General features: G+C 38.7%; 11 protein-coding genes. All 11 read right to left on the reverse strand.

Going from position 1 to position 11,809, the window contains the following annotated elements:
- Positions 1–27: 27 nt before the first annotated feature.
- On the reverse strand, positions 28–1,194 hold the full coding sequence (locus AAEU31_RS05675; protein WP_105181749.1) for a lipase family protein: 1,167 nt from the start codon (positions 1,192–1,194) through the stop codon (positions 28–30).
- A 30-nt stretch (positions 1,195–1,224) separates the two neighbouring features.
- Positions 1,225–1,740, reverse strand: coding sequence for a DUF6795 domain-containing protein (locus AAEU31_RS05680; RefSeq protein WP_421966723.1), 516 nt, complete (start codon positions 1,738–1,740; stop codon positions 1,225–1,227).
- A 140-nt stretch (positions 1,741–1,880) separates the two neighbouring features.
- Positions 1,881–2,639, reverse strand: coding sequence for a hypothetical protein (locus AAEU31_RS05685; RefSeq protein ID WP_421966724.1), 759 nt, complete (start codon positions 2,637–2,639; stop codon positions 1,881–1,883).
- 45 nt (positions 2,640–2,684) lie between these two features.
- Positions 2,685–2,951, reverse strand: a complete 267-nt coding sequence (locus AAEU31_RS05690) for a hypothetical protein (RefSeq protein WP_135926863.1) — start codon at positions 2,949–2,951, stop codon at positions 2,685–2,687.
- Positions 2,952–3,083: 132 nt separating this feature from the next.
- Positions 3,084–4,232, reverse strand: a complete 1,149-nt coding sequence (locus AAEU31_RS05695) for a lipase family protein (protein ID WP_421966725.1) — start codon at positions 4,230–4,232, stop codon at positions 3,084–3,086.
- Between the two features lie 21 nt (positions 4,233–4,253).
- A complete protein-coding gene (locus tag AAEU31_RS05700) occupies positions 4,254–4,745 on the reverse strand; it encodes a DUF6795 domain-containing protein (protein ID WP_135926861.1) in 492 nt (163 codons plus the stop codon).
- 102 nt (positions 4,746–4,847) lie between these two features.
- Positions 4,848–5,324, reverse strand: a complete 477-nt coding sequence (locus AAEU31_RS05705) for a hypothetical protein (RefSeq protein WP_119853107.1) — start codon at positions 5,322–5,324, stop codon at positions 4,848–4,850.
- Complete coding sequence (gene ssp4 / locus AAEU31_RS05710; RefSeq protein WP_166338556.1) at positions 5,324–6,235, reverse strand: Ssp4 family T6SS effector; 912 nt, start codon at positions 6,233–6,235, stop codon at positions 5,324–5,326. The genes AAEU31_RS05705 and ssp4 overlap by 1 nt, the downstream gene beginning before the upstream one ends.
- A 345-nt stretch (positions 6,236–6,580) precedes the next feature.
- Positions 6,581–6,910, reverse strand: coding sequence for a hypothetical protein (locus AAEU31_RS05715; protein ID WP_421966726.1), 330 nt, complete (start codon positions 6,908–6,910; stop codon positions 6,581–6,583).
- Positions 6,911–6,919: 9 nt separating this feature from the next.
- Complete coding sequence (locus AAEU31_RS05720) at positions 6,920–10,966, reverse strand: RHS repeat-associated core domain-containing protein (protein WP_421966727.1); 4,047 nt, start codon at positions 10,964–10,966, stop codon at positions 6,920–6,922.
- Positions 10,966–11,808: a hypothetical protein gene (locus tag AAEU31_RS05725; RefSeq protein WP_421966728.1), complete on the reverse strand. Its 843-nt coding sequence runs from the start codon at positions 11,806–11,808 to the stop codon at positions 10,966–10,968. Before AAEU31_RS05725 ends, AAEU31_RS05720 begins: the two co-directional genes overlap by 1 nt.
- Position 11,809 lies beyond the last annotated feature (1 nt).

The following is an 11,809-nucleotide window of genomic DNA, read 5'->3' on the forward strand; positions in this document are numbered from 1 at the left end:
ATGCTATTCAGCATGCCCACTTTGTTATTAATCTAAGCCATTTAAGCCGTCTTTTGCGGCGCGATAAAGAGCACCAAGAGTCGAGTCAAAAGCCCACTTAATAACACTGTATGTTAGTTCTACGGCTTTGCTAACAACTTTACCAGCAAAAACCAACATATGACCAATGAGGCCCAGTGTTTGTGCAGCAAATGATGCTGATGCTTTCGCAATTTTATCTAAAGTTCGAGCAAGCATATCGTAAAATGTCAGGCCTGTTCCAATCGCTGCTTGTGCAGCGACAGCACTGTAATAACCAGCGTCTTTTAATAAGGTAACAAGCGCCGCACCTAATTTATCTGCCCAATGTGAATTGAATGATGCTTGATTACGATCTTCAAAATTTAAACGCACAGGTGTATTTAGATAATGATTCGCACGAATTGTCAGGTTGCCCCAATCATTACTATTTGCGGTATTGATGTAGCCAGGTGTACCACTGAGTTTGTGGGCAGCACCTTTTAAACCTTGCCCGCTGTCTAAACGAATTTCTTGGCCCTGATATGGAGCATGAGAAAATGGCCATAACGGCACTTTAGTGACAGGATCGGCACCATGAGTACAACGATAAATCTTATCGATTCTGCCTGTTGCGGCTCTTGAGAAGTTATCTAGACCAACACGAGGAGAGCCAAATGTATACAGCTTTACAGGTAACGAATATTCAGCTTTGATCCAATCTGCCGCTAACGTTGCAAGTGCACCACCTAAGCTATGGCCAACTAAATGTACGCATCCTGTTACTTTGTCTCGTATATTTGCTGTTACAAACTCTTGCAAGCCCGGCTTCATTGTGTAAAACGTTTTATTAAAACCCGCATGGACCATACTACCGTTTGAACCACCACTTAAACCGAAGTTTGCGTCTGTTAAACCATCTCTTAAAGAGGCTGTGCCACGAATGGTGATAACAGAATCACCTTGAAACTCATTTTTTCCGTGTGCAACTAAACCAAAGCCTGTGCTTAAACCAAATAGATGAGAGAAAAACCCACCCGACACACCTTGTACAGCACTTGGGTTAATTGAGAAATTAAAATTATTTCGCAAAGATGCATGCAATGAGTGATTAAGTAAATTTGTTGTTTTAATACTTTTTGCTTTATAAGCAAGCTCAGCGAGTTGCACCGCTTGAGTAGGCGTCAAGGTATTCATATAAGTTCCCTTTGTATGAGTCGTGTTAGGTTAAAGTTTACATGATGTATAAATCGCAAAAGTATGGCTTGTATCTTCTTCGATAGGAATATCGTATGTTTCTGGCTCTTTAGAGATATCGCATTTTAAATCAGCAAGTAATCGTTTGAGGGTTTTACTGTTTTCATGAAGTGACACAAGTGTATACCACAATACTATTCCCTCTGGCGTGCCATTCTCTAAATAAATGTGCTGTACCAATGAGTCATTATCGAACATGTTAGCTGGCTTACTGGTTTTAATTGTTTTTTCTGAAAACGTAAAATAACCTTGCTCATCTGTTACTGTTTCATCAATATATTCATCACCGTAAGTAAGTGAACGCATCACTTTGGTATTTGCAACAGGTTTTCCACCATCAAATAACTGTCCTTTTACAGGAGCAGACAAAATAAAATCACTTTTATTAAAGAAACCAAACATATTCGCAAATACCTGTGTTGTAGTAAATAAAACAAATAACGTAGCAATTAATATAGCTAAATGACTAATCCTTGATGAAAACACACCAAGCCTCCTTGCAATGCAATTTATGGCAACAAAAACCTTATTATGCTGATTTATACATTATTAATTCACGCAGAATAAAAACACAAAACAGGTACAAATAATAACTGATAAATAAACCTACTTGCAAGGTTAAAAAATCAGACTTCAGTACTAAAAAACACTGCATATATAATTTTCACGATAATAGCTAATCCTATTCCCATTGATAATACATATGCATAGAAGAAAGCAATAGCGCCGCCAGAGGGATCATTTAGTTTATCAATTGCTATACACATTGAGCAGAAAATAAAAAATATGGCTATATTTATAAACAAGCCAAGAATAAAACTGCCATCAACGAGTGGAGATATACCTATTAACGCAGCCGCAAGTATCAAGAAAGTACCTGATAATGCTGGCTTTAACTGAAAGCGAAACTCGAGTACTTTAAGTAAAAATGTAAAAACCATTAAACCTAAATAGTAAAATGAAGGCCAAAATAGCTGATAAAATGGCTCAACTAACTGATCAGTATCAGCAATTGTTGTCTGAACTTCTGGTGAGCCTGTAAATAATGAAATTAACCAATATATAACGCCAAAAATAAGCAGCCACGACGTCACAAAACGCAAAGTTAGGATGATATCCAATGGCCTTTTGCCCTTTGACTCTAAAGTTTTAGCGAGTGTTAAACCTAATAGTGTGACGCCACTTAACATCCCAACTGCGAACCAAAACTGCTCCATGTAAAAATAAGCAACACTAGGTGTGATACCCAAAAGACCAAAGTTAAATAGCATGACAGTCGAATCTTGCGAGTCTTCATTAAGATCAACTTCTTTTGCAAATAACGCAAAGTAAATAAACAATGGCTGTAACAGCAGCATTAAAATGCACGCATTCATTAATGACATAAACCATCCTTGTACTTTGTTTACCTAAACTCGGGCTTTTGTAGATTACTGATTAATTCTTTGAAAATAAGGCTTAAGCTTTAAAAGTCCTGACTCAAGTTCAAACTTTTGAATGTTTGGATTGGTGGATTTTAGGCCATTAACTAAATGACTATGGATCATCGTAGCCATCCCCTCAAAGCCCGCTGGCGCACTGGCTAGCAAGTCTTTTAATAAGGGTTGAATAAGAACCTGATGTTCTTCGATTAAGTCCGGTTTGTTATAAACATCGTTAACTAGTTGAGTGAGTGTTTGTTGATGTTGTTGTTCCATACTGTTTCTATAGCGCATTTAACTGCGTTTATAGCTCCTTGCTGTGAGATTAAACTTCTTGATTTAAAATAGGTGAATAAAGCCCATGAGTTCTAAATTACCGTATATGGGCTTCATACAGTATGACCTTGTTTAACTAATTCCAATATAAGGCGATACTTTTACTGCTGCTATTACTAACTGATTGAGTTTTTCTAGCATCCAATAAAGTATTTTCTTCGCTTTGGCATAAGTAATATCAACCAAAGTAACGCCTGGCTTACCAACAAAGTTAAGTATATGGCCTAGCACCCCTTTGCAATCTTCTGCATATTTCGAGGACATTTTTGATATTTCAACCAAACTACGTGCTAAAGCATCATATATAGTTAAGGTACCAGCAACGACACCTTGCGCTAATATGCTTGTTATTTTGCCACTCTCTCGTAAGAGCGTTAATAGTGCGCTCGTGATTTTATCTGCCCAGTGAGCATTAAATGATGCATGATGGCGATTAACATACTTTAAACGTGTCATCGTCAAATTAGATAATGAGCCTCTTTCCATACTTTTATAGTCTGGGTAACGAGATGCGGTATTAATATAACCTGGTGCATTCCCTGCCATTTTGTGAGCAGCCCCCGTTAAAGAAACACAAGTACTAAGCCTATACTCGCTCCCAGCATGTACAAATGGCCAAACAGGTACCATAGGGACAGGATCACTCCTGTGTACTGCACGGTAAATACCATTTAAATTTGTTTCAGTTTGAATCGCAAATGGGTTGCAGCCGACTCTAGGAGCACCAAATGTGTATAACTTTACCGGCACCTTAAATTGCGCCTTAATCCAATTAGCAGCCAATGTTGCAATTGCTCCGCCTAAACTATGACCGACACAATGAACTGGTCTGCTACCTAATTTACTGAGTATTTTTGATAATTGTGGTTTAATAGATTCAAAAGTACGATTAAAACCTGCATGTACGGCTTTATAGTTTGGCCCCACCGTCATTCCGCAATGTAAATCTGTTAGTGTGTCAGCAATGCCTGCAGTACCACGGAAAGTGATGACAATTTCATTTTCATAAATACCACCGTTTCTTCCTTCACCAATATACCCAAAGCCACTACTATGATTTAAAACATGCTCCAAACAGGTTCCAGTAACCCCTTTTAGTGATGACTTACTGTTAAAAAGAAACTGCTTTGCCAGAACTATAGGTACATCTAACTTACCTGTAAGACTTTCATAAGCAAATTCGGCAAGGTTAACTGCCAATGTTGGGCTCAACGTTTTCATATTCATCCTTAATTAGAAAAGTTAACTACTAAAAAATTGTGTTCCATCATCCTCAAGTTCAAAAACTTCAAAATCATTTTCCCACCTGCAAATACTTAACCCATCGAATTCCAAACTCGGGTTTTTCTTATTGGGAAAAGTGAATCGCACTTCTTGTGAACTTAAATCACCATTCAGGGTAAGTAATTTTTCTTCTATCTCTTTGAATGGTTCAATACCAAGTTGTTTTGTGTTCCATAAAACATACGTTTCTTCATTACTTAAAATTGTAATGCGTTGTAATACAACATCGTGAACAAACATATCTCCAGGCTTTTTTGACGTTATTAATATTTCGGGCATTGAAAAATGGCCATTAGCATCTGTTACCGTTTCATCAACTTCAACAACTGAGTGAGCATAAGTTAACTCACGACGTATTCTTGCTCCATTTACCGGCTCTCCATGATTCAAAATACAACCCTTAACCTCAGAGCACATATGAACATCGTATTTTTTTATTAAGCCAAACATACACTTAAATCTCCCTTTAACTTATGACAGAAAGAATTTGTTACCTTCTCGGTATTATCAGTTTTAAGCTAAGATGCTTTATCCCTGAAAAATTATATAGTATTACTTTCGATTCTGATTTCTATTGCGCAACACTTCTTGCTCAATTGCTGCTCGAGCCTCTTTTATATCCTTAAAAAAATCAAACTGATATTGAACTAAACTTTGGTATTTTTCACTTTTAATTATATAAAACGCGAGTAACATCAATACGATATTGATAGCAGAGGCTATTTTATAGGGAGCTCCATCAATTAATATAAAAGCAGGCATACAAATAAGTGCTAAAAATAACGCGTAATACTTTAAAATTTTTGCACACGTATAAGAGCCGTGACTCACTTTAAAGTTTAATAGACAAAACGCTGTGCCAACAGAAAACAAAATACCGATAATCCATTCAGGCTCGGCACTAAAATATTGCGTTAAGAAAGTCATTCCAGAAAAAACAGTTCCCAAAAGTAAAAGCACGGTAACAAATAAAAATGACCGCAATAATTCCCAAGGTGGAAATATCGACACTCTATAGTTTTTTGACACTATTTACTAAACTCCTCATAAATTCCAACAGCAAGAGAGTTTACACCCCCTGATAATGCACTTCCGCTAAAGCTAATAGATGCACCTACAGCATCTTTGATTTGCAGCTTTAAAGCTTGTGTAATCTGAAGTCCACTATACCTTTTAGGAAATTGCCCTGTTCTGACCATTCTTTTCAAAATATTATTAGACACTCCTGGATGATTCATCCTAATTATATCCTGCGTTAAACGCTTCCTTTCACTACGAGTAAGCCCTTTTAGTAATACATCTGTACTCTTGTTTGTATTTGCTTTTAATAATTTCACAGCTTTTAATGTTGCAGCCCCCGCAGCTGCTGCACCTGCTAATGAAATCACATCTAACGCCATGGTTACATTTTGATACCATTCTTTAGAGTCGTACAAATCATTTAACTCTGGATTTACGCTCTCGTTATAAGTTCGTACCCCTCCATTAATACATTGAAGTGAGCTTGCCGTACTTGCTGCTACAGCCAAATAAGTAACTGCTGAACTTGTCCCTCCAGAGAGTGGAATTGCAGCAGCACTTCCAAATACAACGATCCATCCTAACACTGCAGCGCTACAGCTTAAGACTGTTCCAGCAATTTCACCGACTAAACGAGATTCTCGTACATTGTTTTGACTATTTTTAAGATGGCCTGCAAACTCAGCCTGATTCATATTTCTAGGCTGTTCACGAAGTACTATTTTGGTGGGGGCTAAAGACGTGCCACTATAAGGTCTTAACTCTACGACAGTAAAACTTGAATCTATATATACAACCCCGGCACCTGCCAAGCCAGGTATCTTATCGATACTTTTAAAAAGCCGCTCTTGATCCATTTCAAAACTAAGGCGTGCTCTTAACCCCCTTTCTTTGTAACGATGATAGTCACTATTGAACATTATTGAATCCTTTCCAACATATTTAATTTACTTTTAAAACCAACAAAAAAGTTCATGTTATAAACACAAAAATCATAACATTGAGAATTTTAAACTCGTCGCTACAATTTCATCATAAGCTGACTATTAGATAATTTATCACGCTTTCCTCAAGCAATGTAAAAATAGATTTTATTCAAAAAAACCATCTAAATAATATTTAAATGGAATTACGTGAAAATAAATTTTAACACCAAAATATCAACTAGCCATTTCAACTCCATTAGAATGAAAACATTTATATTACTATTGACTATATAAATTAACTCACACTATTTTCATATTACTTTTGCATAAAAGTAGCTTTTAAACACTCTCTTCATTCCCAACCCATTCTTTAAAACATTTACTACAAACGCCTCCACCTTCAAACAAAGGAAGTAAAACTGTTTCGATATATTCTTCTTCGAATTTATTACGTATGCTATACACATCTAAATTTAATAAAGGTTCTGGCATTTCATTTTTGACCAAATAGTAACTCACAGAATCAAAAATCATATCATTATCATAGTAATCAAGGGTTAATTTTACGTATTCAACTCTTTTGTTTCTTAAAACTGCTGTTTGCAATAACTTAGAGACATATGGATTGCCTCCTGTTTCTCCGTGCTTTTTACAATAAACCAACGACATAAAAGCCTCCTAATCTGTTGGTAAACGACCAAAATCATTTTCTTTGAAAAATTGAAAATAACCTCTTCTCGTTTTGTCATATTTTGGTCCTTCCCCAGCTGATAAAATATCTACAACATGCGATAAACAACTATTTTCATATACGTTATAAGGTCCAAGCTCCTGCCTTATCATATTCTTTTGAGTCATGATTGCTAGTTCAGCATTTGGCAGTGGTATTTTTGCTTCCCTCACTAAATGCCCTTTTTCGTTGAACCCTCCAGCCCTAACAATAGTAGTTTCACTCCAATCTTCAGTAGTTATAACTTGGTGCGTAGCATAGTTTAGATCACTATGTAATACTTCTATCGTAAAGTGTCCCTCTTGGCGCCCATTTATAAACTGCCTAACAACCGCATACCCTTCCTTACAACTCAATCCTAACGGGTCTACCCAATTAACCGGGTTCGGCGCATATTGGTAATGGTTTATCCCACCCACTAAGCCAATGGGGTCTTGATTTATAAAGCGTTGTTGCTTAGGGCTGTAATAGCGGTAGCGGTTGTAGTGTAGGCCGCTTTCTTCATCAAAATATTGCCCTTGGAAACGTATTGGCTGAGTGAAGCTGTTTTCTTTATTAAAGCCAGCATGGGTTTCTGGTTCTTCATAGCCGTACACATCAGCATGGTTTTGCCATACAACTTCTGCATTGTTGTTTGTAACAAAACGTGGGGTGTTTAATTGGTCTAGGTGGTAGTAATACAGCTCACCTTGCTTAATCAGTGCGACCGGGTGAAATTGATTGGGTAGGTTGATATACCAGGTATACTCGCCGTGCTGGTATTCACCAATTAACTGGTCGTTATCCCAAATATAATCAATCTTGCCATGCTCAGTCTGCTTAGCAATACGGCGACCCAGTGGGTCATAGTCGTAATGTGTTAGCGTGCCATTGTTGTTAAAGCGGCTTAATTGGTTGAACGCATTGTATTCACGGTGCGTTTTTATGCCTTTGCCCGTTTCGCGTACTTGGTTACCACAGTCATCGTATTCAAAATCGCTATCGCCAAAATGGGTTAACCTATCGGCATCCACTTGGCTATATGTAACAGCATCATTAGCTTCTTGTTTATTGACTGCTTCATCATGCTGCGCTTGAGTTTGGCTAATCGGGTTACCAAAGCTGTCCCACTGAAATTGCTTGGCGGTTTCTGACGCTTGTGTACCCGACTTTGCATCAGCTAGATTTTGCTGAACTAATTGGCCAAGGCTATTGTATTCAAACTGTGTATTTTGGCAGCTAATGCCTTGTTCTTCACGCGCAATAAGTTGATTAACCGCATCATATTGATAATCACAGCTATCAAATAATGTGTGCTCTGGATGCGATAGTTGCTGCTGCGTTAAACGCCCAAATACATCAAATGTCTGATTAAGGGTAACCTGATTACCGAAACGTTGAGTTTTGATATTATTTTGGCTGTCGTAGCCAAGCTCGACGAGTTTTGCTAACTCACCATCCGCTCGCTTTACCTGTATAGCACTTAACTGGCCAAAACTATTGTAGTTATAATAAAGGGTTGTTGAATCTGGCAAGCTAAGAGACTGTCGTCTGCCATAGTCATCGTAGCTATATGCGAGTTTATGGGTTTGAGACTGGTTGTGGATTTGCTCAACACTGAGTAGTCGTCCGCCTTTATCAAACGACTGTTTAATCGTTGATTGCTCATTATGAGCACGCGCTATTTTACCCTCTGGCGTATAACTGTAATGGTTAGCGTTATTAACTATGTGTTTATTTGTGGCTAGACTTGCGTGCTGCGAAATGACGCGGCCTAGCTTATCACGCTTAATATTTACATGGCGTTTGTCGCTTTGCGTGACAGCCACTAAACGATTACATGCGTCGTACTTAAATTGCTGCTCAGTACCATCAAAACCCGTGATTTGTGTTGGGTTTTCATTTGCATCGTAATTGATGCGATAAATATGGCCGTCACTACGCTCGATTGCGGTTAAATTTCGCTCTTTATCATACGTTAAATGCAGTGCACTGCCATCTGGCTGGATCACGCAGTGAGGTTGGCTTAGCCCCTCAAAGTGCTGCTCTGTGGTATCACCATTACCGTTTTGCGAACTAACTAATCGACCAGCATCATCATAAGTAAAAAGCTGCTGTTGTTTGTTATCAGGGTTACTTTGCTCAAACGCGGTTGTTTCAACTAGTTGCCCTTGCTCATTATATTTATATTGAGTAAGCAGACCGGCTTGGTTAATGGTTGCGTTTACACGACCGAGGTTATCGTAGCTGTAACGAATGAGCTCATCATTATGCTGCTTTGCAAGTAGCTCACCTTGTTCATTCCATGTGTATTTTAATACATGACCATTTGGCGTGACATGCTGGGTCAAATTACCTTGTTTGTCGTAACTGTAAAGTGCTATTCGCCCATCTGCTTGGGTTTCACTTTGTAATAACCCTGAGGCACTGTATTGGCGTTTAATCTTCTCGCCATTTGGCAAAATAACAACGACTTGTTGACCAAGTTGGTTATAGCCAAATTGAGTGCGGTTACCATCAGCTTGGGTGACTGATTCAAGTTGGCCGTATTCAGTATAGGTATAAAGCGTTTGATGACCTAAGGCGTCTGTTTGCGCTACTTTTTGTCCAAGCGAATTGTAATCATAGCGTGTGATATTACCATTGGCATCAGTGTGCTCAATCAGCTTACCTTGCTCATTGTGAACAAAGTGCTCTTGGTTGCCGCGTGAATCTATACTGGTTGTTTTATTACCTTGATACTCGAACTGATAGCAATAGGTATTGTCATCACCCCACTGTTTAATACATTTGGCATCATAACCATATGAGTCCCACTCAAAGTGATGACTAAAACCGCTTGCTCTAGTTCGCTTTATTAGTAAATTTGCTGCGTTATACTCATAACGCTCTTGTTCAGCAAATTGGTTTGTTGCCGCCACTAAGTTTGACTGTTCATCATACTCATAACTGGCTAACGGCTGATCTAAAAGAACTAATTTTCCTTGTTCATTAGTACGATAAGCGTGCACCGTTTTGAGCAAACCGTGCTTATTATATTTCAGTACACAGCCGCGTACTTTGTTTACTTCAATACGTTGTAAACGCTCCATCGAATCATAATAAAAACGGGTGCTTTGACCTTTTTCATTGATGATTTTTTCGAGCAACCATGCTGATGCACCCGGCATAAACGTCAGGTGTTTATCATCTGGTGTTACTAATACTTGCTTGCCATTTTCTTTGTAATGAAGCACCAAGTTACTACTTAACTGATAACTCGATTGCCCCGGCTTCACTTTTTCAAACTTATGAGTCGCACCATGTTCGTCGTGATACTCAAGCCAGTAGGTGCCCTTTTTCTTTGGGCCCACTTTCGGCGGTGGTAGGTAATGCTCGGTTAATTGCACTAAATAATCGTGACGCCAGCCATTACCCAGTATTGTTTTTTGATTACAGTGAGACGAACGATATAACCGACGCCACGTTAAAGGCCTATTTGCGGCTAATGAGAAGTCAGTTAAAGGAAGAATTTCTTCGCCTGTTAGCATCGAAACCGGGTCTGAACGGCATTCTTGTTCTGTTATAGGCGTTTCACTTGCGGTTGTGTTACTGGCACTGCCCTTATTGCTAGCAGGAGCTTGTGTTGCTTTTTTGGCATTACTTGGCACAGCCGAAGATGATGAGCTGCTACTTTGCGATGAGCGAGTATTATCACTGACTTGAATGGTGCTTTTTACTTGCTGCTGGTAGCACGTAATGGCACCTGAGGTTAAGGCTTTTATCAAAGCCGATGCAGTTTCGCGCGCTGTTGCTTGCCTTGGACAATTAATACCAGCAACATTTAACAATTGAATAAGATCTAATCGTTTAGCAGCATCGCCACTTAATACCGCGCCAACCTCTGCTACAAATTTGTAGGCACTATCCGGCGTATTCGTTGCGACAGCAATAAAACCACTGGGGGCTGGCTGTTTAGCTAACACGAGGCAGATGGGATAACGTGTTCCCTGTAACACAACTGCTTTACTATCCATTAGTTGCACATTTCCTTACTTATCCATAAGTATGACGCGACGGCTTGGTACTTGTTGTACTCTTGCGAAATTATTAACGCCTGCCCAAAACGCTCAGCATAAAGTGAGCTATTTGTCAGGCTTGCGAGGTTTACAACCCCTTCTATTGCTCCCATTTTGCCTAATTTATAATTAGGAAGTTGGAACATCGTTTGTTCATTAATTTTTTTACTTAAAACAGGTAAATAACTTACCCAATCATCACTTTCTAGGCCATTACCTGGGGCAAACACTAAATCTATTTTTTGTTCATTTAGCGATAAAATACGTTCAAGCTCTGCATGTATAGGCTGATGTTTTGCTATATCCACAGAAGAACACATGCTCGTAGATTGCAACGCCCAGCCTACCTGAGTAAATTCAACATATGCCTTACAAGCCGCTATACCTAAATATTCAAAGCCGTTATGCTTTGAGGCTTTAAACACACCATCAATTGCAATCACATTAAAAGCACTAAAATTTTGCTCTTTAGCTAATGCAATCGCACTGTGTATAGCGTTTGCGCCTTCAAAAATCATCTGTTCGACAGCAATGCCATAACGCTGCTGAAGGCTATTTATAAACAGTGTCTTGTGCTCAGTTTGAAAAGGCAGTGCCGGTAATAACCAAATTAACGGTTGCTGAACGTCTGACTCTTTCAATACTGACTTTGCTTTTACAATACAGTCATAAATAAAGGCATCAAATGAATGCCAGTTTTGCACTTGCTCATGACCCGAGCTCCCCTCTAGTATTAATACTTCTGGGGCTACTTCATAAGGTGTATCAAACTGCTGTATTGAAATTTTAAATGCACTCAAT

This window comes from Pseudoalteromonas thalassia (genome assembly GCF_049257215.1).
Classification (GTDB): Bacteria; Pseudomonadota; Gammaproteobacteria; order Enterobacterales; family Alteromonadaceae; genus Pseudoalteromonas; species Pseudoalteromonas lipolytica_C.

What these genes read in the sequence shown, in the direction of transcription:
- AAEU31_RS05675 (WP_105181749.1), bottom strand. Translation starts at nt 1,194, where the DNA reads ATGAATACCTTGACGCCTACTCAAGCGGTGCAACTCGCTGAGCTTGCT.
- AAEU31_RS05685 (WP_421966724.1), bottom strand. Translation starts at nt 2,639, where the DNA reads ATGTCATTAATGAATGCGTGCATTTTAATGCTGCTGTTACAGCCATTG.
- AAEU31_RS05690 (WP_135926863.1), bottom strand. Translation starts at nt 2,951, where the DNA reads ATGGAACAACAACATCAACAAACACTCACTCAACTAGTTAACGATGTT.
- AAEU31_RS05695 (WP_421966725.1), bottom strand. Translation starts at nt 4,232, where the DNA reads ATGAAAACGTTGAGCCCAACATTGGCAGTTAACCTTGCCGAATTTGCT.
- AAEU31_RS05700 (WP_135926861.1), bottom strand. Translation starts at nt 4,745, where the DNA reads ATGTTTGGCTTAATAAAAAAATACGATGTTCATATGTGCTCTGAGGTT.
- ssp4 (WP_166338556.1), bottom strand. Translation starts at nt 6,235, where the DNA reads ATGTTCAATAGTGACTATCATCGTTACAAAGAAAGGGGGTTAAGAGCA.
- AAEU31_RS05715 (WP_421966726.1), bottom strand. Translation starts at nt 6,910, where the DNA reads ATGTCGTTGGTTTATTGTAAAAAGCACGGAGAAACAGGAGGCAATCCA.
- AAEU31_RS05720 (WP_421966727.1), bottom strand. Translation starts at nt 10,966, where the DNA reads ATGGATAGTAAAGCAGTTGTGTTACAGGGAACACGTTATCCCATCTGC.